Annotated in this window: 24 protein-coding genes; 8 read left to right on the top strand and 16 right to left on the bottom strand. The window is 52.7% G+C overall.

The genetic code is table 11. The features are described 5' to 3' along the window. Positions 1–30: 30 nt before the first annotated feature. From ACZF99_RS09135 to ACZF99_RS09125, 3 genes are all read right to left on the bottom strand, one after another. Positions 31–1272 (bottom strand): hypothetical protein, encoded by a 1242-nt coding sequence (locus ACZF99_RS09135; protein WP_483611028.1) that lies wholly within the window; start codon positions 1270–1272, stop codon positions 31–33. 143 nt (positions 1273–1415) lie between these two features. Next, complete coding sequence (locus tag ACZF99_RS09130) at positions 1416–3068, bottom strand: PucR family transcriptional regulator (RefSeq protein WP_483611026.1); 1653 nt, start codon at positions 3066–3068, stop codon at positions 1416–1418. Further along, a complete protein-coding gene (locus tag ACZF99_RS09125; RefSeq protein ID WP_483611024.1) occupies positions 3016–3291 on the bottom strand; it encodes a hypothetical protein in 276 nt (91 codons plus the stop codon). The genes ACZF99_RS09130 and ACZF99_RS09125 overlap by 53 nt, the downstream gene beginning before the upstream one ends. A 201-nt stretch (positions 3292–3492) precedes the next feature. Between ACZF99_RS09125 and ACZF99_RS09120 the strand changes: the two genes are divergently transcribed. The 5 genes from ACZF99_RS09120 to ACZF99_RS09100 all read left to right on the top strand — a co-directional run bounded on the left by ACZF99_RS09120 (position 3493) and on the right by ACZF99_RS09100 (position 10752). Continuing rightward, positions 3493–5244, top strand: coding sequence for a sensor histidine kinase (locus ACZF99_RS09120; protein ID WP_483611022.1), 1752 nt, complete (start codon positions 3493–3495; stop codon positions 5242–5244). Then, a complete protein-coding gene (locus ACZF99_RS09115; RefSeq protein ID WP_483611020.1) occupies positions 5237–6877 on the top strand; it encodes a response regulator in 1641 nt (546 codons plus the stop codon). Before ACZF99_RS09120 ends, ACZF99_RS09115 begins: the two co-directional genes overlap by 8 nt. A gap of 159 nt (positions 6878–7036) precedes the next feature. Continuing rightward, positions 7037–8680 carry a type 2 periplasmic-binding domain-containing protein gene (locus ACZF99_RS09110; protein WP_483612623.1) on the top strand — a complete coding sequence of 548 codons (1644 nt, stop codon included), beginning with the start codon at positions 7037–7039 and terminating at the stop codon, positions 8678–8680. Between the two features lie 320 nt (positions 8681–9000). Then, positions 9001–9858, top strand: coding sequence for an ABC transporter permease (locus ACZF99_RS09105; RefSeq protein ID WP_483612621.1), 858 nt, complete (start codon positions 9001–9003; stop codon positions 9856–9858). Positions 9859–9873: 15 nt separating this feature from the next. Continuing rightward, a complete protein-coding gene (locus ACZF99_RS09100) occupies positions 9874–10752 on the top strand; it encodes a carbohydrate ABC transporter permease (protein ID WP_483611018.1) in 879 nt (292 codons plus the stop codon). 123 nt (positions 10753–10875) lie between these two features. Here the strand turns inward: ACZF99_RS09100 and ACZF99_RS09095 are convergent, their stop codons facing one another. From ACZF99_RS09095 to ACZF99_RS09045, 11 genes are all read right to left on the bottom strand, one after another. Then, a complete protein-coding gene (locus ACZF99_RS09095) occupies positions 10876–11538 on the bottom strand; it encodes a GntR family transcriptional regulator (protein WP_483611016.1) in 663 nt (220 codons plus the stop codon). After that, positions 11528–12235, bottom strand: a complete 708-nt coding sequence (locus ACZF99_RS09090; RefSeq protein ID WP_483611014.1) for a hypothetical protein — start codon at positions 12233–12235, stop codon at positions 11528–11530. Before ACZF99_RS09090 ends, ACZF99_RS09095 begins: the two co-directional genes overlap by 11 nt. A gap of 21 nt (positions 12236–12256) precedes the next feature. Beyond that, positions 12257–14389: a hydantoinase/oxoprolinase family protein gene (locus ACZF99_RS09085; protein WP_483611012.1), complete on the bottom strand. Its 2133-nt coding sequence runs from the start codon at positions 14387–14389 to the stop codon at positions 12257–12259. A gap of 59 nt (positions 14390–14448) precedes the next feature. Next, on the bottom strand, positions 14449–15801 hold the full coding sequence (locus ACZF99_RS09080) for a citrate transporter (RefSeq protein ID WP_483611010.1): 1353 nt from the start codon (positions 15799–15801) through the stop codon (positions 14449–14451). Positions 15802–16061: 260 nt separating this feature from the next. Continuing rightward, positions 16062–17480 carry a beta/gamma crystallin-related protein gene (locus tag ACZF99_RS09075; protein WP_483611008.1) on the bottom strand — a complete coding sequence of 473 codons (1419 nt, stop codon included), beginning with the start codon at positions 17478–17480 and terminating at the stop codon, positions 16062–16064. 197 nt (positions 17481–17677) lie between these two features. Further along, positions 17678–18121 (bottom strand): hypothetical protein, encoded by a 444-nt coding sequence (locus tag ACZF99_RS09070; RefSeq protein ID WP_483611006.1) that lies wholly within the window; start codon positions 18119–18121, stop codon positions 17678–17680. Positions 18122–18230: 109 nt separating this feature from the next. Continuing rightward, a complete protein-coding gene (locus ACZF99_RS09065; protein ID WP_483611004.1) occupies positions 18231–18986 on the bottom strand; it encodes an ABC transporter permease in 756 nt (251 codons plus the stop codon). Beyond that, complete coding sequence (locus tag ACZF99_RS09060; protein ID WP_483611002.1) at positions 18980–19756, bottom strand: ABC transporter ATP-binding protein; 777 nt, start codon at positions 19754–19756, stop codon at positions 18980–18982. Before ACZF99_RS09060 ends, ACZF99_RS09065 begins: the two co-directional genes overlap by 7 nt. Further along, positions 19740–20765 carry an ABC transporter substrate-binding protein gene (locus ACZF99_RS09055; protein ID WP_483611000.1) on the bottom strand — a complete coding sequence of 342 codons (1026 nt, stop codon included), beginning with the start codon at positions 20763–20765 and terminating at the stop codon, positions 19740–19742. The genes ACZF99_RS09060 and ACZF99_RS09055 overlap by 17 nt, the downstream gene beginning before the upstream one ends. Before the next feature lie 455 nt (positions 20766–21220). Further along, entirely contained in the window at positions 21221–22237 is a 1017-nt protein-coding gene (locus ACZF99_RS09050) for a Gfo/Idh/MocA family protein (protein ID WP_483610999.1), read from the bottom strand. Further along, the gene (locus ACZF99_RS09045; RefSeq protein ID WP_483610997.1) at positions 22231–23088 is read right to left on the bottom strand and encodes a sugar phosphate isomerase/epimerase family protein; all 858 of its coding nucleotides are present in this window, start codon (positions 23086–23088) and stop codon (positions 22231–22233) included. Before ACZF99_RS09045 ends, ACZF99_RS09050 begins: the two co-directional genes overlap by 7 nt. Before the next feature lie 157 nt (positions 23089–23245). On the opposite strand from ACZF99_RS09045, the gene ACZF99_RS09040 reads away from it, so the two are divergent. Further along, the gene (locus ACZF99_RS09040) at positions 23246–24157 is read left to right on the top strand and encodes a helix-turn-helix domain-containing protein (protein WP_483610995.1); all 912 of its coding nucleotides are present in this window, start codon (positions 23246–23248) and stop codon (positions 24155–24157) included. A gap of 59 nt (positions 24158–24216) precedes the next feature. On the opposite strand, the gene hxlB is transcribed toward ACZF99_RS09040, so the two are convergent. Together hxlB and hxlA are read right to left on the bottom strand one after the other, a co-directional pair. After that, complete coding sequence (gene hxlB, locus ACZF99_RS09035) at positions 24217–24774, bottom strand: 6-phospho-3-hexuloisomerase (protein WP_483610993.1); 558 nt, start codon at positions 24772–24774, stop codon at positions 24217–24219. Positions 24775–24781: 7 nt separating this feature from the next. Further along, entirely contained in the window at positions 24782–25414 is a 633-nt protein-coding gene (gene hxlA, locus ACZF99_RS09030; protein WP_483610991.1) for a 3-hexulose-6-phosphate synthase, read from the bottom strand. A gap of 219 nt (positions 25415–25633) precedes the next feature. Here hxlA and hxlR point away from each other — a divergent pair, with 219 nt between their 5' ends. Both hxlR and ACZF99_RS09020 read left to right on the top strand, forming a co-directional pair. Next, on the top strand, positions 25634–25990 hold the full coding sequence (gene hxlR / locus ACZF99_RS09025) for a transcriptional activator HxlR (protein ID WP_483610989.1): 357 nt from the start codon (positions 25634–25636) through the stop codon (positions 25988–25990). A gap of 79 nt (positions 25991–26069) precedes the next feature. After that, complete coding sequence (locus ACZF99_RS09020; RefSeq protein WP_483610984.1) at positions 26070–26255, top strand: carbohydrate-binding protein; 186 nt, start codon at positions 26070–26072, stop codon at positions 26253–26255. Positions 26256–26280 lie beyond the last annotated feature (25 nt).

The following is a 26280-nucleotide window of genomic DNA, read 5'->3' as shown; positions in this document are numbered from 1 at the left end:
GTTTTCGTTTTATTTTGCCGCGCGCCTTTTTTAGAGGAGGAAGCCAAGAATGCACAGGATCACAGCCACGGCCACCATATAAGGCGCATTGATTTTGACGATGCGCTGGATTTCCAGCTTAAAAGATTGGGATAGGGAAGCTACATTAATTTGAACCGGACTCATTTGGGTACCAACCCCAACGGCGAGCGCCGCCAAGCCGATCTGAAAAAGGGACAGCCCCGATTCCACCATGATCGGCATCACCAGCGTGCTGACGCCCACACTGTACCCCCCGGCCGGAATGGCGATGCAAAAGGCGATCAACACGGCGACGGGAACCGTGATAAAGCTGGGCGCCGATTTAATGAATCCGGCGATATAGGTAAACGTTCCGATCTCCGCCAAAATATTGATAAAGCCGAGAAAAATGCCGATCGAGAATAGTTTGGTCAACAAAAAGGAAGAATTTTGCACCAGCTCCTCGGCCAGCTTGCCAGGCGCCAGCCGCGAGACGGCGAACGCCAGCAGCAGCGTACTGAACATATTAAACACGGGAGTAAACAGCGAGTAGTCGATGAGCCCGTTCAAATTTTTGCCCGCCACGACAACGATCAGAAAATAAATCGGCGGCAAGGCCTTGATCAGCTGTTCCTTCAAGTTGATGACGGAGCCGGAGGCCTCCCCTTCCTCCTTCAGGATACCGCCGTGCTTCCAAACGCCAAAGGCGGCGATCGCCATGCCCAATACCCATAACCCGACGGCCAGCGGAAACATCGTTTCACTGTAGGCGGAAATCTCCACGCCGGCAATTTTGGAAATGGCGGCCGCATCCGCTCCCGAGGGCGAAGTCATAAAGCTGGCTGCCGTGACAACGGCCATGCCGGCGACCAGCTGCGGTACCGCACCGATCACGGCAAACGCCAGCGGTCCCGTCACCATCGTGTTTCCCGCTCCAAGCCCTGCGGCATAAGTGGCCAAAGCCTGGATCAGAACGATCGCCGCCGCGATCAGGTACTGCCTGTGGCCGATCATTCTGCGGCTTAAGCCAAGCAGGGCTTCAAAGCCGCCCAATTTGGCCAGAACCAGCGCTACTGCGGAATAAATCACGGGAGTAATGATCCCCGTCATTCCGGGAATCGATTCGGCAATGATTTGCCCCGCTTGGGCGAACCCGATCCCGCCGATCGCCATGGCGGTCAAGCCGCCGGCCAGACCGGCCAAAATCATATGCTTGTTCCGCAATACGAGCACCAGCATCACCAGCAGCGGCAATAAAACAAGGATTTGCATAAGAAGGCCTCCATCGCTTCGTTATTCAGTTTTGTAAGCACTTACACTTTTAATTATAAGGAGGGCCTCCAACAAGAACCATGTCACAACTTAACAAGAAACCCGGCCGATTTTTATCACTTTTCTACAAAAAAAGCGGCGGATTATTTCTGATCCGCCACAAGCAAATAGGTATGCATTTGATAGGCGAGAGCCAGCTCCGCCAATTCCAGGCCGTTGGAAGTGTCGACGCCGTATTCTTTCAGCTTGTCCATCCGGTAACGCAGCGTATTGTAGTGAATATACAATTCTTTCGCCGTTTTCTGCAGGTTGAAGCCGTTTTTAAGCAAACACAGCAGCGTTTCCAGCAAATCGTTTTCCTTGCTGCCGCTGTTCAGCAGACGCCCCAGTTTCTCCTGCGCATATTGACGCAAAACCTGGGGTTCGGAAAGTCGGTGCAGCATTTTGTAAATGCCCGTCTGGTCGTAAAAGGCGATGAACGGAACGGGGACTTGCAGCTTTTTAGTCATATCCAGCGCGAATTTGGCCTCGTCCTTGGCGCTGTTTAATTGCTCCAAAGTATGGACCGTATTGGAGACGCCAAATCCCAACGTAAGCTTTGGCCTATAGTACGCGGCGACGCCGTGGCAAATTTCCCTTAACCGATCCTGAACATCGTTCCGGCAAGGAAGATTGATCAGGCAGAGCAGAACTTCGTCTTGGTACACGATTTTACAATTGCGGGACGTCAGATTCAGCTCCTGCGCAATGATCCGCTCCACGATCCCCTCGGTCAGCAGGTCCGAATATTGGCTCCGCTGCTGCTCCGAATCGACCTCCAGCAATTCGACCGCCAGCAGAACCATGGGGAAGGACAAATCCCAATCGAAAAATTTGGCTTTCTCCACCGCTTCCTGCTGCTGGGCGAACTTCTGGTTCAGCAAGTCCCGGATGAACGAGTCCAGGTAATTGCGTTCGTTTTGCCGAAACGCCAGCTCGCGTTGGAACAGAAACGCGCATAACATGGAAGCCTGCTCCAAACCGATGATCAGATCGGTCGGGTCCCTGTACTCCTCCGGCAGTGCGATCAGATAACCAAGGCTTTCGCTGCCGGCCAGGATCGGTTGGTGAAGCACTTGATCGCCCTCGTATTCCCGGCCGCCGGTCCGCACCGCAAGCTCCCGGTCAGCGATCGAATCGGCCCATTCCTTATCCGGGTTTCGCTTGACAAATACGCTCTCTTCGCCTCCCGCGAACGAAGCCGACTGGATGTGGAAATAACGGTCAACGAACAATACCGGCATATCGAAGAGCACCGATACGGTCGCCACCAGCTTGTGCAAATCCGCGCCCTCCAGCAACAGGCCCATCAATTTGCCGTGGATCTTGTCCCGGTATTCCAGCATGCTGGTCTTGTTGCCGAGAAACAGCTCAAGAATATCGTTGCTAAGCTTGGAAAGATTGGCGTTGTTCGGCAAAATCATCAAGGGCACCCGGTACCGGTCGGCTTGCTCTATCATTATGGGCGGTACGTCATGGATATAACGCCCCAGCTTAAGAGCGACGCAGGACACTTGCTTCTCGACCAAATTGGGAATAAAGGCGCGAATCGCCTCCTCGTTGTCCGCAATCGGATACAGCGTCGTCAGCAGCAATCCGTAAGGGTCGACATATTTATAAATATCGGGAACCTCCATGAAAAAAACGTTGTCCACCACATTGGACATCCCTTCTTCGCCCGCCTTCACGTAAACGTCGGCAAAACTACTCAGGGATAGGATGTCTGCAACTGTTACTGCGATGACCGATCCCCCCATCAATCAGGCGCGTAAACCCGCCTGTCCCGTTTTTACTAATGTAAAGATTGCGGCGACCAAAAGCAAGCGGGCCTCCCGTGCCGCGCAATAGCAACAGCCAAAAAGCCGCAGCTCCCTCAGTTGGGGCCAACTGCGGCTTCTTAGCTACCTTATAATGCCCTGCGATCAGAATGCCATATGAGCGTTTTCCATGAATAGCATAATCTATCGCTTTTTTAGCCATATTTCATCTACCTCTTTTTAAAAATATCACTTAAACTACTAGAGAACCTATCACAAGATAGGCAAGCATGCGACAATAACCGGATTTCTATCACTGAAAATTAAATTCATGCAGAAGCAATCCTCAACACCGCGTAGCTCTTATTCTCCTTAACAGCAGTGTATTGCATCAACTCGTACCGTTGGCTTGGGAGGCTTAAGGATGCCCAAAGTGAATTTATTTACGAAAATGATAGCGCTTGCACTAGTGATGCTGATTCCCATTCTAACCCTTTACCTCTATTCGAACCATACCAGCACCAATCTGATCAGCGAAGAATTAACGAAATCCAATGCGAATCAATTAATGTTTTTCCAGAACGAAGTGGATGCGAGTATCAGCGCCCTTGCCTTGTGGCCGGATTTGCTTATTCATGACCCGGACATTTCCTCGCTCCGTTTTATTTTTAACAAGGTGCCTGAGCTGGATTTGAAGAATACCACTCTGATCCGCCGGATTCAGACCAAGCTCGGCATTCAGCAGAATTCCTTGAAGTGGCATACTTCCCTGCACATCTATGCCCCAATGCTCGGCAGGCAAATTTCTTCTCTGGATGTGTCGCCCTACGATGACGAACAGCTTAAAGAACGCCTGGGACCGGACTGGGAATTTCTCGATACCGGGAGTGAAGAATGGCCCCAATGGACCTTCTCGCGCTTTGCCGTGGCCCCGTATGCCAGCGGTAACGATCCGGAGAATTACAATCTCATCATTGAGGTCCGATTTCACCAGAACAACATTCTGGATATGCTGGATCAGTTTAAAAGCGGCGGCCGCTCGGACCCCTTCTACTATAACCCGGAAGGTCAAACGCTCTTCAACCGCTCTGCGGACCGTGTCCTGATTAATCAGGTTATTGATTCGCTCAAAGGCAGGCCGCTCGGCGAGCAGGAGAGCCTGACGCTAAAAATCGGTAACCAGGAGTATCTGGTGAACCTGGTCCAGTCCCAGGTCATCGACTGGTATCTCGTTGACTTTATCCCGATTACAGAAATTATTTATCCCATCAAGCAGGCCAACCGCCTGTTCTACATTTCAATCGCAGGACTTCTGCTCATCGGCTGCATCGGCGCTTATCTGTTATATGCCCAAGTTCAAGTTCCGATCAAACGCCTTGTTATCGGCTTTCAGCGTCTCAAATACGGTGACTATTCGATCCGCATGAAGCCGAAGGGCTCGGGGGAGTTTAGCTTCCTGTTTGTCCGTTTCAATCTGATGGTAGAACAGATTCAGGAGCTGTTTGAGACCGTTTACATGGAGAGAATCCATGTCAGGGAGGCCAGGCTGAAGCAACTGCAGTCCCAGATCAATCCGCACTTTTTCTACAATTGCTTTTCTTTCATTTCCAGTATGGCCAAGCTGGAGCAGCATCAGGCTGTAGTGGCAATGGCTCATCATCTGTCGGTCTATTACCGGTATACAACCAGGCAGGAGCGTGAGCTGGTCACCTTGTCGGAGGAGGTTCAGTTTGTCACCAGCTATCTGGAGATCCAGAAAATGCGGATGCCGCGGATCCGGTACAATCAGTTCATTCCGCATGAGATGCTTCGGCTGGAGGTACCGTCGCTCATTCTGCAGCCCCTGGTCGAAAACGCGGTTCTGCACGGCATCGAATCAAGCGCCAGCGCTACCACTGTCAGCATTACCGGGACGTGGACAGCCGAAGGGGCTGCACTTACGGTGGAAGATGACGGCAAAGGGATGACGCCGGACGCCCTCCAGGCACTCCGGGATAAAATGCACAGCCCTATGGAGGAGGAAATGGGCTGCGGCCTATGGAATGTGCATCAGCGGATGAGGCTCCGTTTTCGCTACAGCAGCGGACTTACCTTTGAACCTTCACCCCTCGGGGGCCTGCGCGTGACGATAACCTGGCAGTTGACTCCTGCCGGAGAGGAGAATGAACATGATTGATATTTTGCTGGTGGATGATGAGGTATACGTGACCTCCAGTTTGGCCAAGACAATTCCGTGGCCGTCCCTGGATGTCAGAAATGTCTATCAGGCCGCCTCCGCCCATGAGGCGCTGGCCATTCTTGAAGAAACGCCGGTAGACATCGTCGTAACGGATATTGCCATGCCCGAAATGGACGGCCTGGCGCTGCTGCAGGTCATCGGAGAACGTTGGCCGCATATCAAGAGCATTTTGCTGACAGGCCATTCCGATTTTGAATACGCCCGCAAGGCCGTGCAACTGCAAGCCTTTGATTATATTCTAAAGCCGCTCAACGATGAAGCGTTCGTTCAGACCCTCTCCGGAGCGATCGATGCTTTAAAGGATGAGTGGGAGCAGGCCGAAAAAGTACACCGACTACAGTACAGCAGAAAAAGCGACCTCAAAGTACTGCGGGCCAACCTGCTGCTTGATCTGGTGCTGGGCCGTCAGCTCTCACCCAAGACGCTTCAGGAAAAGCTGACGCACTACGAGATTCCGTTGCAGCCTGAGAAGCCGGCCTTGCTGATGCTTGTTCAATTAGGACGCCAGTTTCTGCATCTGGATTTCAACTCCGTATCGCTGATGGAGTTTGCCATAGGCAATATTGCAGAGGAGTCCTTCGCCGGAGAGTTTCGGGTATGGCACGGCAAGGCACCCCATGAATATCTCGTTCTGGTTCTGCAGCCGATCAACGATGCACCGCCAAGTGTGCAATACAGCCTGGAGGCCCGAAGCAGGCGCAGACAGCTGCTGGAAGAGAAAGCCGTTATTTTCCGGACCAATGTATGTAATTATCTGAAGGGTGATATTTCCATCGTCGTAACCAAGTGGTTCCCTTTTCCCGAGTCCATCTCTGCCGCCTATCGTACCGGGCTGGGCACGATGTTCCGAATTGTCCACCAGGATCAGCACACCATTTACTACCTGGAGGATCAGGCCGGACACGAACGGGATTACGTTAAATCGCTGGAGAGTCTGTACAAACCGCCTACCTTAATTACACTGCTGGAGGCCAAACGTTGGGAATCGGTGCGCGAGAAAATCGGCGAAGTGTTCGTCGACCTGCGGAAAACCGGGTTTTCAAGGGAGCACCTGTACGAAGTGTACCTGGCCTTAACCAATGCTTATCTGTATATCGCTCACCGGCAGGGCTATTATGTTACACAGATTGAAGAGCTGGGGATCGATTTCATTCTCGATCAGACGGTCGTCCTCTCCACCGAACGGCTGCAGGCCTGGTCCGACAACGTGCTGGACAAGCTGGAGCAGGAATTGACCCGAAAGGATGAAAGCACCAAAAGCTTCATCGTCAAGCAGGTGCAGGAAATCGTAGCGGGCAATCTGAGTCACGATACGTCAGTCAAGAGCATTGCGGACCGGGTATACTTGCATCCTGTATACCTCTCCAAGGTATTCAAGGCCGAAACGGGCGAGAGTCTAAGCGATTGGATAATTGGCTTCAAAATGGAGCGTGCGCTGTACCTGCTCAAACGCACCAACAAAAAAATCTATGAGATTACCAGCGAGCTCGGCTATCAGAACCCCCAGTATTTCAGCAAAACCTTTAAAAAGTATTATGGCGTCACGCCGCAGGAGTTCCGGGAGCAGTAGACCAAACAGGTTGCAAAAGGTGCAGATATGTTCGTATTGTGACATAGGCTAGCCGCTCTCGCCCTTCTATAATTATTCATGTAAACGCATTACTTAAGGGGGGGTTACATGAGTATCAAAAAAAGAGGAATCGCTTTCACACTTAGCCTGCTGCTGAGCATGTCCATGCTGGCTGCATGCGGGGACAGCGGTACAAACAATGAACCGGCTAACACCGGTTCGGCGAATACAGGCACGACCAACAGTGAAGCGAACCCGTACAAGGATAAGTATGATCCGCCCGTTACCATCTCCACGGTTTGGGGCGTGGACCCTGCGGTTACATTTCGCGACGGGGAGTCCCAGGAGAATAACGTCGCCACACGCTGGGCCAAGGAGCGGTTAGGTATTGAGATCAAGTCCCTGTGGTCGGTAACCGACACCAATAACGCTTATGTCACGAAGCTTCGTCTGTCCATGACTTCCGGCCAGCAAATGCCGGATATCGTGACGGTTAATGATCAGCTGCTTGTGAAGGATCTGATTGACTCCGGTCTCTTCCAGGATGCCGGCGCCCTGTTCGACAAGTATGCAAATGATACCTGGAAAGAAGCTATGGCACTGGACCCGAACGTATGGAATGCTTACACCAAAGACGGCGTGCGGATGGGCATCCCTGTTCTCGGCTATGCCTACAACAATGATTATTTGCTCTGGATCCGCCAGGATTGGCTGGACGCGCTTGGTCTGGAAGGACCCAAAACGATCGAAGAGCTGGAGCATGTGATGGACCAGTTCCGCAACAACAATCCGCAAGGCCTCCGTCCGAACCAGGTGACACCGCTCAGCATCGGCTTCAAGGATTCCATGAAAACATGGATGGGTGATCCGTCCTGGATTTTCGGAGCCTATGGCACCATCCCGAACCAGTGGAACGAAGCTGAGGACGGAAGTCTGGTGTACGGCTCCATACACGAGGGGATGAAGGAAGGCCTTGTGAAGCTGAAAGAATGGCGCGACAAAGGATATATCCCTAAGGAAGCGGCATTGTGGGATGCCAACAAAACAGCGGAGCCTGCAAGCGCGGGCACGGCCGGCATTATCCCCGGCCCTTATTGGATGAGCGGATGGCCGCTGGACGGTACCGATGAAAATGCAGAAGGTGCGGTATGGAAGCCACATGTGATTCCGGCAGGCCCTGACGGTACAGCCATGCGACACGGCACGCCTTTCTCTGCCGGTGTGACTCTGATTCACAAAGACATGGAGCATCCGGAGGCATTCTTCACTTATCAAAACTATCTGTTTGACAATCTGGCCGACCCGCAGGAAGACAGCGAGTTTAAAGACGGCATTTTCGAGGGCTACGACTTTGCCTACGATGCCGATGGCAACCCCGTTTATCTCGATGATGTTCCAGGGAAAGCGGTCAACGGCGTTCTGCGCTACTTCCTCGTACGTGATGGCGCCCGGATTCCCGATGCCCAGTTCAAAGCGCTGCTCGCGCTGGCGGAAGGGAAGGAGCCAACCACCTTTAGGGAGAGAGAGGTCGTCAACCAGTACGGTCCGGAAACCCCGCTTGCCGCTACCGTGGTCATGCAGCAGGAGGACATCTCCAAGATTAACATGTTCTCCGGTCCGCCGACGGATACCATGAAGACCCGTATGGATTACCTTAACAAAATTGAAGCCCAGACCTTCAATGAGATTATTTTCGGCGAAAAGCCCATCGAAGCGTTCGATGAGTTCGTGGCCAACTGGAAATCTTCCGGGGGCGACGCCATCACCCGGGAAGTCAATGAATGGTATCAAAGCGTACAATAAGCCTTGATTCCCGCTGTCCCTGTGCCCCCGCACAGGGGCTTTTCACATGTGAAAAATAAGGGGTGAAGCCAGTGCTTGCGGCCCGCTTTAGAGATAGACAAAAGTGGTTGCAATTGTGCCCTATATGTTGGATTTTGCCCGGTTATGGCCCGGAAAAGCCGTTGTTATACTGAAATCATATCCTAAATGCGCAGGGGGAAAGAGCCTATATGGAGCAGACACAAACACCGATGGCCGCCGACGGGGCAGAGACTAGGCCGATACGGCCAAAACGACGTTCATTCACGTATTATTTAGCCACACAATGGCCTTTTCACGCGATGGTCCTTCCATCCCTGATCTTCTTGATCCTATTCGCTTATGTCCCGATGGGCGGATTGGTGATGGCCTTCCAGGACTTTAAGCCCTGGCTTGGGCTGGGCGGATCCGAATGGGTCGGGCTGGACCAGTTCCGCTATCTGTTTGAACGAGAGGACTCGGTGCAGGTCATCTGGAACACGCTGATTATTGCCGTCTTCAAGATGGTTCTCAATTTGCTGGCGCCTTTTCTTTTTGCCATATTGCTGAACGAGATCCGCAGGCATACGCTGAAGCGGTTTATCCAAACTCTGGTCTATCTTCCGCACTTTCTGTCATGGGTTATTCTCGGCGGGATCCTCACCAACCTGCTATCGACAGACGGCGGCCTCGTCAACCGGGTGCTGGGGGTGTTCGGTATCGAGCCCATCTTTTTTCTCGGCAACGGTGACTGGTTCCGCTTCACTGTCATTGTCTCCGATGTGTGGAAGGAATTCGGCTTCGGCACGATTGTGTTTCTGGCCGCACTGGCAGGGGTGAATCCGGCACTTTACGAAGCGGCTGAGGTGGATGGGGCCAACCGCTGGAAGCAGACCCTGCATATTACCATTCCCGCGATGCTGCCGATCACCATTGTCCTGGGCACCCTGTCGCTCGGTAACGTGCTTAACGCAGGCTTTGACCAGATCTTTAACTTGTACAACCCGCTCGTTTATGCCAAGGGCGATATAATAGACACGTTCGTCTACCGGGCAGCCATCCTGAACGGAGAGATGGGCTTTGGGACCGCAATCGGATTGTTTAAATCCGTAATCAGTTTCGTGCTGATTGTGGCCGCATACCGGATGGCATATAAATGGGCCAATTATCGAATTTTCTAAAAAGGGGCGGGCTGCATGTATTATAAATCTGCATCGTATAAGGTCTTCAATGTTTTCAATACCATTCTGCTGATCGTCCTGGCGCTGCTGTGTGTTATTCCGCTGATCCACGTCCTTGCTGTATCGCTGAGCTCGCGGGCGGCCGCCGACGCGAACATCGTGGGATTATGGCCCGTGGACTTCACATTAAGCGCCTACCGGATAACAACGAATAACCCCGCTTTTCTGAAATCGATATGGACTTCGGTACAGCGTACGGTGATCGGGACAGGATTAACATTGATTCTGTCGTTTCTGGCCGCGTACCCGCTCTCCAAAGAAACATCCGCGTTCCGTGGCCGCAATATCTACGCCTGGATTTTCGTCTTCACCATGCTGTTTAACGGCGGGCTGGTTCCCTTCTATATGGTTATTCAGCGCATAGGGCTCATGAACAGCTTCTGGGTGCTTGTACTTCCCGGTGCGGTTAACGTCTTCCTGACGATTCTCATGCTCAATTTCTTCCGCGGTATTCCCAAGGAGATGGAGGAAGCCGCACTGATTGACGGCGCCGGCCATTTCCGCACCCTGTTCAGTATCTACCTGCCGGTATCGCTTCCTTCCATAGCGACGATTTCACTGTTCAGCATGGTGAGCCACTGGAACTCCTGGTTTGACGGGCTGCTCTATATCGGCGATCCCAGCGGGTACCCCCTGGCCACGTTCCTGCAGACGGTCATTATCCAGAACGATATGACCACGATGAACATCGAGCCTACCGATTTGGACCTGATCTCGCAGACTACCGTTCAAGCGGCGCAGATCTTCATCGGTGCCCTGCCCATTCTTCTGGTCTATCCGTTCCTGCAGCGTTACTTCGTCAAGGGGCTTGTAATGGGTTCGGTTAAAGAATAGGAAAATTTTCAGGCATCCTATCCTCATCGTTACACCGCCAGCTTTTCACTGATCCGCAGAGCACCAAAAAACCGCAGCTCCCTTATCGCGGGATTCGCTGCGGTTCCTAATTTCCGCTGGATTTCAAAAAAATTGCGGGTATTGCTTGGCCATGCGGTTCACCTGCTCCAGCAGGCTGCCCGAATGCTCCGTCACGGCTTGGCGCAGAGCTCCCGCATCCCGGCGGCGAATGGCCGCAACCATACTTTCGTGCTGCTCGATCTGGGAGGGCAGAGCGCCTTCCATCTTGCCGTGCAACAGACAGATACGATTGTAATGGGAAGCTACCGATTCGATCGTATCCCAGGCCAGCGACTCCCCCGCCGTCTCAAAAATAAGCTGATGGAAACGGTTATCCTTATGATAAAATTCGATAAAATGCTTCTTGTCCATATATTTCTTCTGTTTGCTGATCAATTCCTGCAGCGTGTCCGCCACCAGCTCGCTGCACTTGCGGATGAATTCATCCACCACGGCGGATTCGAGCGAAGTTCGAATAAACCATTCCTCGCGCACCCGCTGCAAATCGATTTTGGATACCACCGTTTTGCGCTGCGGATAAATTTCCACCAACCCGGACTGCTGCAGGCGCACGACGGCTTCCCGCACCGGCGTCCGGCTGACGCCGTAACGTTCGGACAGCTTTTGAACGCTCACATCCATGCCCGGCTCCAACGTCATATTCATAATGTCTTCTTTGATTTTATTGTAAGTTACGTCATTCAATGAACTGCTGTTATTCATCATCTTCAACGGCTTCCCTACACCTTCCCGAACTCACTCCTAAAACATCACGATAGATGCTCTCCGCACCGGAAGAATCGTAACTCCAATACAATAGATAATCCAGAACAAACGGAGAATGGTTCAGTCCGTTCAGTTCCCGGGTAAACGCCATGGCGCCGATTTCACTCAAAGCGCGGATCGTAGAATAGTTCTTGAACCCGAGAAAATGCCATAAGCGAATTTTCTCGGTTCGCGTGTAAATTTCGGTTGCAAACCGATCTTCCACAGCATGAAAAATTTCATGCCCCAAGATAGTATTCATTATATCATCTTGCCGAAATAGATCAACCAAACCCGCTGCCTCCTCGGACACCCGCTGCGCCGCCCGGCGCGCGGGTTCCGTCATCATGACGATGTTGTCCGGCGGCGTATAGCAGGCGAACAGGAGGCGTTTTCCCGTCATGGAGACTTCCTTGAGCTCGATCTTTAACTTTAGTTTTTCGGCAAGCCGGCGTACATCCGTACAGCCGTATTCCTCGATCATACGCCGGGCGTATTGTTTGCCGCAAAGCGCCGCTTTGGACGTCAGCTCCGCGGTTTGTCTCGGCCGGATCCGGCGGCTTAGCGGATCTCTGGATAAGGCATACGCTCCCCAAGTGTCGTCGTCCACCCGCAACAACGTCCCAAGCTTATCTTCCAACCGGTTCGGCTCCCGCATGCTCCCCTCCCTTTCGGCACGTCAACTTTGCTTCATATTGGCGGCGATCACGATCATCTCCGTATCCGGTTCAAAGGTGGACACTTCGATCTCCATGAGCAGCTCCAATTGTTCAAATTCGGATGCCGTAAAATCCATCACCCGCGCGCCGATGCACAAATAATAGTCCGGCCGGGCAATCAGCTCCGTCCGGTAGACGGCCATGTCTTCCCACAGTTTTTTCACGGCGCGCAAATACTCGCCGGCGGTCGTCTTGATGGCCATGGCGCGGCCGCGTTGAATTTTGATGAATCCTTTGCTGTCCAGAATCCGGATGGCGCCGGCGTCTCCCGCTTTGTCGACCTGTTCGCCGAAGATATGAAAATACCGCGTCTTCTCCAGCAATTGCGTCCGATCGACGGGAATCCGCATATCGTTTGCGGCGATTTCCCGAAGTTCCTCCTCGCTGCACTCCTTCAGCAGCTCATTGGTTTTCACTTCCGTGGAACCGGTGGCGATCGCCGTGACCTTCGACGTCTGCGGATCGATATCGATATGGATTTCCACGCTCTCCGGCGTCGCCCCGCTTTGAATCGCTTTATTCATCGCTTCCATTTTGATGGCGCCGATCTGCTCTTTGGTCGGCGACGGAATGATCCGCTCCACCACGTCCCTGACCATGGCGAGAGCGACGCCGATCGAAGAGATGACCTCGGCGTTTTCGGGAATGCTGTATTTTAGCCCCATTTTGTCCGCAAAATAGACGATCAGCGAAGCCGCCCCGCCCCCGACGCCAACCAGCGAAATCTGATCTTTCTCCAGTTTGTATTTTTCCGCCAACGCCAAAATGACCGGTTCGATCTTCGCATACGCCTTCGCCATGATTTGCTCGGCGATATCCTCGGCCGACGTGCCGCAATAATCGGCCAGGGCCTGCATCGCCTTCCGCGCCGCTTCCGCATTGCCGTAGGAAAAGTGCTCTTCCTTCACTAGTCCAAGCACATTGGCCGCGCAGGAATTCGTAATCGTCACCCGCTCGCCGCTCTCCAGCCGGATCGCCACATAATCCGCCGGATCGCCGGGTTTGGGCGAGAAAAATTCAACCTTGGGCCCTTTGATATTGGCCGGATCGGTGAATACCGCATAATCAAGCCCGGCGATGTGCGCGGACCGCGGACCGACGTCAATCACCCCGTTTTTGTCGGCGCGCACCATCGATCCTCCGGCCACGCCGAGCACCCGCACATCCAGTGAATTGACATAAGTGGGATGACCGCCGACAATCGAGTAATCGATCGCCGGGCGGCCGTTCTTGATGACGCCGATATTGGTTGTCGTGCCGCCCACCTCGAAATACACCCCGTTGGAGGCTCTTAAATACATCAAAGAGCCCATGACCGAAGCGGCCGGTCCGGACAGCATCGTAAGAATCGGGCGCTTCTTCATTTCGCTGATCTCCATGACCCCGCCGTCGCCGCGCATGATCATCAAGGGCACGTGCACGCCAGCTTCCCGAACGGATCGCTCCGTGGAATTTGCCGTATCCAGCATTTTGGGAAGAATGCTGGCGTTAATCGCCGCCGTTCGGGTGCGGCGGGTCAGCCCGTACAATTTCGTGATATCGGACGCCATCGTGGTGGGAAGCCCTTTTTTCTCCGCTTCCTCATACACGAGCTGCTCGGGTCCGCCGTGATCGACGCCAAAGGCCATGGACGGGACAATCACCTGCGCTCCCATCCGTTCCAGCTCTTCGATGACCTGCAGCACGGTTTCCTTTTCTATTTTTTTGACATTGATAAAGCGGTTGTAAATTTGAATCTGCTTGTTGTTCCCCAAATCGATATTGGACAATTTCGTCTGTTTTTTGGCCAAAAAACCTTCGAATCCGCCTTTGCCCATGCCGATAATGCCGACCTGGGCGATATCGCCCTCAATCAGCGCGTTGGTCGCTTGCGTCGTACTGTGCGCGACGAACACGACATCCTCCGGCCGGATGTGATTCTCCGTCAAACAGTTTTGGAAGCATTTTACGACCCCGGCGGCCACGCCCCGAACATCGTCATGCGTCGTCTTCACGGACGATTTGCCGATAATCTCGTGGGTGTCGTTGTCGATGGCCACGGCTTTGGTATGCGTCCCTCCTACGTCAATCCCCATGCGAATCATTCTGCTCATGTTTGTCCTCCAATCCGAATCGCCGGCTCCCGCCCCAAATGCGGCAGCCGGCTGCTCTGTTAAACCAAACTGCCGTACATCACGTACACGACGGCGCAAAGAATAATCCCGATGATCCAGCCCGTAGGAATGGACATCTTCATGTAATCTCTGGCCGGCACCTTCGTGTAGCCGAAGCCCCAGGCGACCCAGGACTGGGTCACGTCCAAGTGCTGCGGCGCAACCGTCGTCACGGCGAATAATGGATACAAGAATTGCACCGGCCAGGCGGCCGTCGCTACGACCACGGCCAGAATCGCCGCCCCCGATCCGACCAGATTCATCGGTCCGCGGAAGAAGCCGAGCGGCGTTAAGACGGCAAATACGATACAGAGCAAGAGCGCCGTCTGCGGCATCACTCCGCCGAACAGGATTTTAAAATAAGGGGAAGCATATGTAGCCGCGTTATTGAACATGGCGAGCGTCAGCAGGAACCCGATCATAGGCGCCACATCGATCGCCCCGTCCGCAAACTGCTTCGACAGCATGCGGCAAATGCCGGCGAACCCGCCTTTTAATTTGCCGCAGGTCAGCAAAGCGAACAGGCCGGCAAAAATAAATCCGAAAATAATCGGAATTTTGAACAGGACCACGCCGATGACCGGCAGGATGATCGCAATCCAGGAAATGGCCGGCGCATCGCTGGTTTTTTGCTCTTCGGGCGTCTCCGCCGCCCAGGCGCGGGAGAGCTTCTTGGTGTTCATGGCGAGGTTGGCCACAACGAGCACAATAATTAGCGAGACGCCCATCGCGATCATGCCGAAGGTGAAATAGTCGTTATAATCGTAGCTGGCATAGCTTTCGTTGGCGGTAGCGAAGAAGGCCTGATATTGCTTAAAGTTCACGATATTTCCGAATATCCCGGCCATAATGGAGCCCATGAAGGAAAATAGGGCGATCGGCGAAGGAATGCCGAGCGACAGCATGATCGGCAAGACGATGACGGCGATGGATATCACCGGCCCGATGCCGGTCATGGAGGTGAAAATCACGGCTGTCACAATACAGAGCAGCGACATGGTCACTCGCGGTTTGTCTCCGCCCAATTCCACCACTTTGCGAATTAAAGTGGCGGCAATGCCGGTGTCGATCAAGATTCTGCCGAAGAACGCACCGAAGAAAACGTTTACAAGTATGGCCTTGCCATAGTTTTCGGGTCCCGTCTGAAACACATTCGTCAGCACGGAAACCCAGGTCTGTCCCTCCATCATGGAGTTCGGCGAAATGGCGTTGCCGATCAAAGCGATCGCTGTCCATAGAACCGACATGATAAAGAAGCCAACCATCAGGTTATACCCCTTCACGCAGTACCACACGAGCCCAAAAAACGACAGGACCATCATGAAACCGATTACAACATTGGCTGCATCCACAAAATGCCCTCCTCAAAAAAATAGGAATAAAACAACGGCAACTAACATACTAACATGCCATTTCCATTACTGACATGTTAGTTGTTCGGTGAAATATTACCATGTCGTCTAGATCACGTCAATAGGTTTCCGCACATAGTGTTTCCGCACACGACCAAGGTTTGTCCCGTTCTTTAAACGGTACGTTGCTTTTCTTAATATGAAATAAAAAAAGGGAAACCATGAAAGACTCATAGTTTCCCGTAACCCATGACGCGATATTAAGAGGTCCTCTCTACTTTTATGGAAGAAGTCTTGTCGTTGAAGTCGTTACCGAGATAGGAAGTATCCCCCAGCAAGACTTTGGTTGCTCCCTGGAAATCCCCATGCTCATAAAGGGTAACCTTGTAGCCGCTCGGTACTTTTAGGGAAGAGATGGAGTCGTTAGGGATTCCCTTAGCGACAAGATCACTTACGTTATAACTGCCAACATCCAGGCTGACAGCGGCTCCCTTGTAATTGGCATCCCTATAAACGACAGGTATTCTTTCAATCTTGAGGGAGGACGTCTTATCATTAAAATCACCGAGAGATGCAGCGTCCGACGTAACCACCATTTGCGCACCGCCAAAATTCAAATGTTCATAGAGGGTGACCTTAATGCCGGGAGTCACTTTCAACGAAGAAAGCGTATCGTTGGCAATACCGGCCGCAACCATTTCATTGTAGTTGTAAGAGCCCGCCCCAAGCGTTACGGCATACCCCCCGTAGTTGGCATTTCCGTAGAAGATGGCCCCCTCCGAGATCGTCTCCCCATAGGTGACTTGAGGGAATTCTCGGCGTGCTGCCTGGTATTGGCTTTCGAATTCACTGGGCCAGCCGAAGGCAGTGACGGCCAGAGCTTTTAAATCAGCTTTAGCCGCGCCACTCATAAAGTGCACGTACTCGCCCATGTTCATATTTCTCGTATACTGACCGGATGAATTTTTGGGGTAGTATTGAGCCAGCAACTGGAAATATCTCGTCAGCACTTGATTTTCCCCGTAGTTGCTATAAATCGGATAATACCAGTTTTTAAACCAGTAGGTTCCTGCTTGCGGGAAATCTTCCGCCTTGCTGGAGAAGCTATTGTAAATTCGCTGAGCTTCGCCGTTTAATCCTAATGCTTTATAAACATCATATTGATAAATTTCGGCCCACTTGCTGTCTCCCCACAGTCTGAAGGCTGGGGAACCCTTCGTGTCATTGGCCGCGAATTCCACGATATGGGCCACCTCATGAACCAGGATATCCAAATTCCAGCCGCTTGGACTTTTGAAGTCGGAGCCGCCGATGTCGATGACATTGCGGTAGTCGTGGTCGGCGTTATAAGCGTAGCCTGGGTGGCCGCCGCTATACTTTTTATTATGGACAACGACATAAAGCCGACCATCCCCGCCCATCGGGCCATAAGTTTGCTTGGTATATCTCCATACATCGGCGGCGGTAGAATGAATCCAGCCAATTTGATTCGGATCGATATCCTCATCTACATAAACCGCCACCTCATCATTGTAGTAAGCCAGCTTGAGCAGCTCCTTATGCTCAAACCAGTGCTCTTGCCAGGTTGGAGGCGGAGCGCTCGCAGCACTTGCCGGAGCTTGTGGAAGGGAACATAAAACGATGACCAACACCATAAAGAAAACCCATGATTTCTTCACAATACATTCCTCCTCGTTGGTTCATTTACTTTAATTTTTATATTTTGTAATATTATTACATTACATGACATAGATTACTTAATTTTGGTAGATAATGCAACCTCAAAATATACTACTTTGAGAAAAATAAAAAAACATCTGCTAGGCACAGATGTAGGTTAATGCTAACTTGACTCGATTTGTTGGATATCTAGAATTTATAGAATTTTTTCCTTTAATAAAAAAATATCGCGATCATGCTCCGAGGTCTTGTTCATCAAGTACCTCATGGTCTCGGGAACGTTAGCCGGCTCCGATTCGATCCGCGCCAGCCGCTCGTCTACAGAATGGACAACACCTTTCAATTCGTCCATATCCGCCTTCATATCATCCATGTCTGCTTTCATCACAGTCATGTCCGCCTTCAATTCATTCACGTCCGCTTTCATCACAGTCATATCCGCCTTTAATTCATTCACGTCCGCTTTCATCACAGTCATGTCTGCCTTTAATTCATTCACGTCCGCCTTTAATTCGTTCATATCTGATTTCATCACGACCATGTCTGCCTTCATACTCTGCTGTTCAGTAACCACCTTGCCAACCATCCCAATCAGTTGAGAGAGCATATCCTCGATGCGATCCAGTCTATCCTCGGACATTGTGTACCTCCCTGTGCAAAGTCATATTCCTATAAAGGATCGTAACAAACATGCGTTCGCATGTCAATATTCGGGTTCTTCTGCGGATTCCGCATAAAGTGCCCTTAATTCAATTGTTCCGCCACTTCATGAAACGGTAGTCCAGCAAGTCCACCAGCAGGAACAGGACGAAGCCGACCAGACTGAACAGCAGGATGCCGGCGTACATTTGCGGATAATCGAGCCTAAGCCAGGCGTCCATAATAAAGAAACCCATGCCATGCTCGGTGCCATAGATTTCCGTGAAGAACAGGACCGAAATCGCCGTGCCCAGCGAGATGCGGATGGTGCTGAGGATCACGGACAACGCGCCGGGAAGGGTGATATGCCAAAATTTCTGGCCGGCCCCGGCGCCGATGGTTGTCAGCACCTCATAGGCGCTCGCGGGAATCGCTTTGACCCCGTCCCGAACGGAAATGATAATCTGGAACAGCAGGATCAGCATGATCATGAGGATCTTGGACGTCTCGCCAAGCCCGAAGAACAACATCGCCACCGGGAGCAGCGCAATCTTCGGCACCGGGTACGTCAAATACACCACCGGGTCCAGCAGTTTATTCCAGAGCGGCGAACGCCCCATCAGAAGTCCGATCAGCAAACCGGCGACCAGCGCCAGCAGGACACCGGCAAAAATGCGCATCAAACTGTAGCCGACATTCAACGCGACATCCCTTCCGCCGAGCTGTCCCATGGCCCGATAGACTTCCGACGGACCGGGCAAGATCGGATGATTCACCAGCAAATACGCCGCGTACCATACCGCGTTTATCCCCAGGAACACCAGCAATAATCGGAATATATAAATAAGCCGCCGTTGATTCACCATTTCGTCTGCATAACCTTTCTGATTCTCTTGATCTGGTCAAAAAAAGCGTTGCTCGCCCGCTTCTCCTCGTATTCCAGCCCGAATACCGCCTCATTTTCGATGATCTCCGGCGCCTCGCGCTTGTTGGACGGGAGTACGATGATCTTCTGTCCCAGCAGAACGGCCTCATCCACATCATGCGTCACGAACAGCGCTGTGGCGGGATTGTCCCGCCAATGCTCCAGGAACAACTGCTGCAGCGCTTCCCGCGTCAGGGCATCCAGCGCAGAGAACGGCTCGTCCAGCAATAAAATGGACGGCATAATCGCAAACGCCCGCGCAATGGCCACCCGCTGCTGCTGTCCCCCGCTCAGCGATAACGGGTAACGTTCCGCCAGCTCCGCAATGCCCATCGCAGACATCCACCGGTCAATTTGGGCCTCCCGGGCTTGCTTGTCCCGCCCCATCGGATTTGCGATCTTCATCGCCACCCTGATGTTGGCCCTCACCGTCTTCCAGGGCAGCAGGCCGTAATTTTGCGGCACCAGGCCAATCAAAATATCCTGTCCGCGCAAGGATCGCCCATTGAACAGCAGCTCGCCCCGATAATCCGGCAGGAGGCCGGACACGGCACGCAGCAGCGTGGATTTTCCGCTCCCCGAAGGTCCCAAAATGGTGTAGATCCCATGCTCCGGCAGAGTGAAATCCACCCGGCCCAGCGCCAATTCCCCGCTCTTATACTCGACCTCAAGCTCCTTTACGGTTAGCCCGTTATTACTTGAACTGGACATCGGAGATCACTTCTTCGGGGGTGAGGTTACGGCTCAGCAGACCCTGCTCGCGGGCCCAGGCAAACGCCGCTTCGACTTCCTTAACATCGACCTGGTTGGCCGGGATGTAAGCCGGCACCTCAATTTGGTCCTTCACCGTTTCCGGGTAGCCGACCTCCTTGATCACCAAATCGATGTAATCCTTCTGGTCGTGGGTTTGCATGTACGCTACCGCATCGTCATAGGCCGCGTACATCGCGCGGATCGCTTCCGGCTTGGCATCGATCGCGCTTTGCGGGAAGGCCAGCACGAACGGGTTCACCTGAGCCTGATTCGTGGAGCTAAGCACGCGTAAGCCGGACGCTTTCCCCATCGTGACGAACGGCTCCGGCAAAACCGCAGCGTCCGCTTTGTTGTTTTTCAGCAGCTCCAGCCGGGTTGGAATCTGCGGCACTTCCGTTACTTTGATATCCTCCTCCGTCAGACCGGCTTGTTTCAGCATCATGGCAACCGTGTACTGCGTGGAGGTATTTTTCGACAGGATCACGGTTTTGCCCTTCAGATCCTTCACGTCCCGAATTTCGTCATTGCCGGTCAGCAGATCGAATTCCCCGAAGGTCGTGCTGGTGATTTTGACGTTCAGCCCCGCTTCATTATAGATTGAAATAGCGACCAGATCGGCGCTTAACCCGTCAACCTTACCGGCTTGAAACGCGACATCGCGGTCTTTGGCACTTTTGAAGGTCTGGATGTTCAGATAGACCCCGCGTTTCTGATCAAAGCCCTGTTCATGGGCTATAATGAACGGAATCGCATCGATCGAAGGCAGGAGGCCCAATGACAGCTCCGGCAGCTCCGCCGCTGTGTCTCCGCCTCGCGCGTCTCCGGCCGGCTGCGCCGCCACTGCATTGCCTTCGCCGCCTGTGCCGGCGTGATTCGTCTTGCTTCCGCACGCCACGCTCAGGATGCTGACGACAAGCACCAACGCCAACAGTAGCATCATTCTTCTTCCGGTTGCCCCAAATCTCATGGTTGTTCCATCTCCCCTATGTGTTCTATATCAATTGGCATAGCCATGTGCCTGCTTTACTTGAGACGCCTCCCGCAACTTTGCACATTTATTCACAAATTGTGTTGTACCTGGGCTAAATGCTCGGCCAGCAGCCTCAAGTACTGTCATTTTACACCTATCACCGCATTTTGTATATTTGCAAATTTAAATAATTGGCAAAATATATCTTGCTCCGACTCACTTAGCTCTTCAAAAGCCGCAAACGATGACAAACGAGCCACCTCAAACGGTGGCTCGTTGTATCTTCGTCATGAAGTTAAGTATTCGCCTTGGTTTCCCTCATGCCGTCTTAGCACGATTATCCCTTTCGTTCAGGGGGCTATAGGTCTGGAAGCGAGGGAGTTCTTGGCCATTTTTCTGCTATCTGATCAAAGGGGATAATCATGCAAAGCGTCCGGACAACGTGTGTTGATCTATGCCTTCAGGTTAACCCAGGCCCCGCCGGCATTCGCCGACTCCTGTTCCGCCTCGACCAGCGCCACCGAATCGGCGGCGCTTTCCGGCGTGCAAATGACGATCGGTTGATCTTGAACAATCGCCCCAATGAAATGCTTCAACTCCCGATAGTACCCGTCATCCGAGGGCAATTTCGCTTTAAAGCCCGGCTGGTCGTTGGGATTTACGGTGACGGAGCTGCCGTCGAAGACGATGTTGCCCCGTTCAAAGTTAACCCGGTATCCCATATAAAAACCGAAGTCCCCCTCCAGCGTCCAGTCGACCTGGGAATGGATCACCTTGCCGTCCGGGTAGACGTAGTGGGTAGACGCGATGTCGTAGCCACTGCCCGGGATGACATTGCGCCCGATCGTCGATACCCTCTCCGGAGTTCCGAACAGCCATTGAATCATATCGGAATCGTGAATATGCATATCCAGCAGCGCAGCGCCGCTTAATTCCTCCGTGAGAAACCAGTTTTTCGGCGCGCCCGAGCCGCGGTAGAAATAACCGGCCGTCGGTCGGCCAAAACGTCCTTCCTCAATCGCTTCTTTCAGGTACTCATAACCCGGCCAAAAGCGCAGGCACTGTCCAATCATCAGCTTTTTGCCGTGCTGCTTGGCGGTTTCGGCCATGCGGCGGGCATCGGCCGAATACCGGGCCATCGGCTTTTCGCAAAATACGTGGTACCCGCGTTCCAGCAGGGAACACGCCATTTCCGCATGCAGATAGGTGGGAACGGCAAGATCGATCATGTCGAGCTGCTCCGCGGCGAGCATTTTCTCCAAATGATCATATAACCGGTAGGCAGACAGGTCATAAATCTCCCGCCCCGTCGCCATATTGCCGTTCGCTTTGCTGTGCTTCAATTCGTCGATAATCAGGTCGCAGACGGCCACAAGTTCAATCGGCTCCCCTTCGGCCATCAGTCGAACATAATTGTCAAAATGCATCCGGCCCATAAACCCGAAGCCAACCAATCCAATTTTCAGCATTGCGCAGCCCCTCCCCGCCCGAGAATGGCATCTATCGCCGCCGAGGTATTAAAGATGATCTGTTCGGAATGATGTTCATAATGCGGGATCATTTCGGCCGTGACGTAATTGGTGTAGCCGACCTCGCGCAGCGCGGCCATGACGGCGGGATAATCGACATTACCGGCCAAGAGGTCTACGAATCCATGCAGCCCGCCGGCTTCGCGGCGATAATCCTTGAAGTGGACCTTCTTGATGCGCGAACCCAGGATACGCACCCAATGCTCGGGATACCCCGCGTACAGCACGTTGCCGATATCCAAATACGAACCGACGTAAGGCGAGCCCACGGCGTCAATAAAACCGCGCATTTCCAGAGGCGACAACAGGAATTTGTTCCACACATTTTCGATGCCGATGGAGACGCCCGCCTTCTCCGCTTCTACCGCCAGTTTACCGATCGCTTCCAAAGCGCGGTCGTACGCTTTGTCGTAGGGCACCACCTCGGAGCCGGGAATAAAGTCCACGCCGACCGCCCCCGGAATCACTAAAATCGCGTCGACCCCGAGCGCAGCTGCCAGCTCCAATTGTTTCTTGCAGATATCGGTCGCCTTGCTCCGGACAGCCTCCTGTTCACTGGTCATGGAATAAGACCAATACAAACCGGTAGCCAGACCGGCGATTTCCAGACCCGCTTCCTCCACGTGCCGACGGATTTGGCCGGCTGCTTTGTCCGTCGTCTGCAGATTAAGCTCCCCATCCTCATCCAAGGACAGCTCAATCCCTTCAAATCCGGCCGCCTTGGCCAGGCGTACGCTTTCCGCAATGGTTGTCCCTTCACGAAAGGACCAGATGTTAATCCCCTTCTTCATCGCCATTCCTCCAATTTGCATTTTTCCGTCTGAATGATACCATAAATATAATGTCTCATTTTTCTGTATATAGCCTTATTATATTGATTTAAGGAACTAATTTATTTAGCGAAAAAAGTTAATTTTTATCTTATTCCGTGATAGGGAGGTTTTTCATATGAGCGAGCATTGTTTTTTATCGCCAAAAACGCGAAACGCGCCCTTCGCGACCTGGTCGCCAAGCATCCATTACGCCCAATTCCAGACGCTCCCTCCATGTCGTTTTCCCGTGAGGAGGCTGTACGATTTCGAGCTGATTTATGTCTGCCACGGGGAAATGGCCACGACCATGAACGGGCAGCGTTATTTGCTTTCGGCCGGCCAACTTATTTTTCTGCCTTCCGGGGTCTATCACCAAAACGAAATCGTTTCCGAGCCCGAGGCCAAGCTGATGGGGATTCACTTTGATTTTTTCGGCGAGGTTACGATTCAAAAGGAGGAGGACTTGCTGGCCCCCGAGGAGGAAATGGTTTGGGACAAACTTGCCGCAGAGCCGGCGACCGGAACGGACCGCGGACTATACTTTTCCGCCGATCCCATCTATTCGCCGTCCGTGGAATGCGTACAGGCGATGGAACAGCTCATCCATGAATTTGCCAGACGTCCGCTTGGGTATGAGCTGGTATGCAAGGGGTTGATGCTGGAGATTCTTGCGCAATTGCTGCGTTCCCAAATGGCCCGCCGGATCGCCGGAGTCTCGGAACATGGGGAACGCATCAAGCGCCTGGCGGAGCGGATGGACGCCGCTCCTGCGGAGAATTGGTCCAATCCGCGGATTGCCGCTGAACTGCAGATGAGCGTGGATCATGCCGCGAAGCTGTTCCGGCAGATCATCGGCGTGCCTCCCGGAGAGTTCCTGCGTACCGTCCGGCATCGCGAAGCATGCAAGCTGCTTCGGGATACGGACTGGACGATTGAAGAGGTGGGAGCTCATGTGGGGTATTCGGATATTCACTATTTCAGCCGTTTATTTCACATCAATGAAGGGATATCGCCGCGCGCTTACCGCAAACTTTCCCGCATCCTCTAAGGTATCGCCTATCAATTAAAGAAAGCAGGTCGTACCTATGGACGACCTGCTTTGCGGCGTTATTCCAGGTTTGCGTGCCTGCCGTACATCTCACTGTCCGTGATTCCTTTGCGTTCCATGCATTTTAAAATGACCGCGTCATAAAAAATCAACAGCGTTTGTTCAAACAAGGAGGCCATAGGCTGAATCGTATTGTAACGGTTAATCTCCTTATCCTTCGGAGAGCCCGGCAGGCGCACGATCACATCGGCTAATTTCCCGATGGCGGATTCGGGGAATATCGTGACGAGCGCCACCCCGGCTTCCAGCGTGTTCGCCTTTTGTGCCATGCTGACCAGCGCTTTCGTCTCTCCGGAGCCGGAGCCGATGACAAGCAAGTCGCCCTTGCCGATGCTTGGGGTTACCGTTTCGCCGACGACATAGGCGTTATGGCCCATTTGCATCAGCCGCATGGCAAACGATTTCGCCATGAACCCGGAGCGGCCCGCGCCGGCCACAAACACTTTATCGGCCTGAAGCAGACGGTCCGCCAACCGATCTGCTTCGGCTTCCTGAATAAAGGAGACGGCATGTTGCAGCTCTTCGATAATTTTTGCGGCGTATTGCACGGTATCCATCCGCTTCTTACCCCTGAGCGACCAATCTTTGCATTTCTGCGGCCACGGCCTTTTTGTCGGCCTGTCCGGTAATTCCTCCGCCGACAATGACAAGATCGGGATTGGCCTTGACTACGTCGGGCAGGGTTTCCAGCTTAATTCCGCCGGCCACCGCCGTTTTGGAATTTTTCACGACGCTCTTGATGATCCGCAGTTGTTCAAACGGACTTTGGCCTTCCGCCTGCAAATCGTAACCGGTATGAACGCAGATGTAGTCCACGCCCAATGCGTCGATTTCCCGGGCGCGGGTTTCGATATCTTTTACGTTGATCATATCCACCAATATTTTCGTGTTATGTTTTTTGGCTTCTTCCACAGCGCCCCGGATCGTAGCGTCGTCCGTTGCTCCCAGAACGGTTACGATATCCGCGCCGGCTTCCGCGGCTTTCATCACTTCGTAAGCGCCGGCATCCATCACTTTCAAATCGGCCAACACTTTTAACGACGGGAACTGTTCCTTCATTTCTTTGACCGCGCGCAGACCTTCGTTGATGACCACAGGGGTTCCGATTTCCACGATATCGATATGTTCCTGCACCTCGGCGACAATTTGTTTGCCTTCGGGGATGTTGACAAGATCAAGCGCCAATTGCAATTCCATTATTATCACTCCATGATTAAGAATGTGGTGTACGTAAGCCCATCATAACCGCGAACCGCAAACGATGTAAGTACGCACTTTAAACACATATAGTGATTTGAAAATAACTATACACATCTAGTTAGCACCTAGTGACCCGAAGTATACCGTACTCCCTCTTTCGTGGAATAGTGTCAAATAGGGAACCGTGTGGTAGGATGGGATTGGAGGTGAGATAACGTGGGAAGATTTGATGAAAAAACGTTTAACTGCGAAAAGGAGCTGACCCTGCATATCATTGGAGGGAAATGGAAAATGCTCATTATGTGGCATCTTGGCAAGGAAGGAACCAAACGGTTCAACGAGCTCCGTTCCCTCATCCCCGGAATTACCCAGCGAATGCTCGTTAATCAGCTGCGGGAGCTGGAGGAGGATCTCATTGTCCATCGCGAGGTGTATCCCGTGGTTCCGCCCAAAGTGGAGTATACGCTCACCGAACACGGCCAAAGCCTGATGCCGATCTTGGAGTCCATGTATGAATGGGGCATGAATTATAAAGTCAATGTGTTAAAAAATCAGGAGGTTATTGCGGAGTAAGCGCGATCCCTGCCGTCAAATTAAATAATTTAACTTTTCCGGAATTTCGCCGGTGATGTCCCCCAACGAATTTCGGACATTGGATTATTATATTACGAAAAAAGACTGGGACCCGAATCCCGTCAGAATTTATACCGAAGGTGAAATCGTTGTGCACAACGGGCAGTTCTGGCAAGCCCTGTGGTGGACCCGGGGACAGGAACCGGGAACGACAGAAGAGTGGGGTCCGTGGAAGCTGATCGGCGATGTGCCGGCTCGTGAATAAACGGGCTCACGCTTCCTGAGTTTTG

The sequence above is a fragment of the Paenibacillus sp. JL3B1040 genome (genome assembly GCF_057063165.1).
The sequence above is the reverse complement of the archived record's forward strand: the minus strand, read 5'-3'. Positions and strand labels throughout refer to the sequence as shown.

Coding starts and splice junctions, on each gene's coding strand:
- ACZF99_RS09135 (WP_483611028.1), bottom strand. CDS start 1,272: ATGCAAATCCTTGTTTTATTGCCGCTGCTGGTGATGCTGGTGCTCGTA.
- ACZF99_RS09130 (WP_483611026.1), bottom strand. CDS start 3,068: ATGGGGGGATCGGTCATCGCAGTAACAGTTGCAGACATCCTATCCCTG.
- ACZF99_RS09125 (WP_483611024.1), bottom strand. CDS start 3,291: ATGGCTAAAAAAGCGATAGATTATGCTATTCATGGAAAACGCTCATAT.
- ACZF99_RS09120 (WP_483611022.1), top strand. CDS start 3,493: ATGCCCAAAGTGAATTTATTTACGAAAATGATAGCGCTTGCACTAGTG.
- ACZF99_RS09115 (WP_483611020.1), top strand. CDS start 5,237: ATGATTGATATTTTGCTGGTGGATGATGAGGTATACGTGACCTCCAGT.
- ACZF99_RS09110 (WP_483612623.1), top strand. CDS start 7,037: ATGTCCATGCTGGCTGCATGCGGGGACAGCGGTACAAACAATGAACCG.
- ACZF99_RS09105 (WP_483612621.1), top strand. CDS start 9,001: ATGGTCCTTCCATCCCTGATCTTCTTGATCCTATTCGCTTATGTCCCG.
- ACZF99_RS09100 (WP_483611018.1), top strand. CDS start 9,874: ATGTATTATAAATCTGCATCGTATAAGGTCTTCAATGTTTTCAATACC.
- ACZF99_RS09095 (WP_483611016.1), bottom strand. CDS start 11,538: ATGATGAATAACAGCAGTTCATTGAATGACGTAACTTACAATAAAATC.
- ACZF99_RS09090 (WP_483611014.1), bottom strand. CDS start 12,235: ATGCGGGAGCCGAACCGGTTGGAAGATAAGCTTGGGACGTTGTTGCGG.
- ACZF99_RS09085 (WP_483611012.1), bottom strand. CDS start 14,389: ATGAGCAGAATGATTCGCATGGGGATTGACGTAGGAGGGACGCATACC.
- ACZF99_RS09070 (WP_483611006.1), bottom strand. CDS start 18,121: ATGTCCGAGGATAGACTGGATCGCATCGAGGATATGCTCTCTCAACTG.
- ACZF99_RS09065 (WP_483611004.1), bottom strand. CDS start 18,986: ATGGTGAATCAACGGCGGCTTATTTATATATTCCGATTATTGCTGGTG.
- ACZF99_RS09060 (WP_483611002.1), bottom strand. CDS start 19,756: ATGTCCAGTTCAAGTAATAACGGGCTAACCGTAAAGGAGCTTGAGGTC.
- ACZF99_RS09055 (WP_483611000.1), bottom strand. CDS start 20,765: ATGAGATTTGGGGCAACCGGAAGAAGAATGATGCTACTGTTGGCGTTG.
- ACZF99_RS09050 (WP_483610999.1), bottom strand. CDS start 22,237: ATGCTGAAAATTGGATTGGTTGGCTTCGGGTTTATGGGCCGGATGCAT.
- ACZF99_RS09045 (WP_483610997.1), bottom strand. CDS start 23,088: ATGAAGAAGGGGATTAACATCTGGTCCTTTCGTGAAGGGACAACCATT.
- ACZF99_RS09040 (WP_483610995.1), top strand. CDS start 23,246: ATGAGCGAGCATTGTTTTTTATCGCCAAAAACGCGAAACGCGCCCTTC.
- hxlB (WP_483610993.1), bottom strand. CDS start 24,774: ATGGATACCGTGCAATACGCCGCAAAAATTATCGAAGAGCTGCAACAT.
- hxlA (WP_483610991.1), bottom strand. CDS start 25,414: ATGGAATTGCAATTGGCGCTTGATCTTGTCAACATCCCCGAAGGCAAA.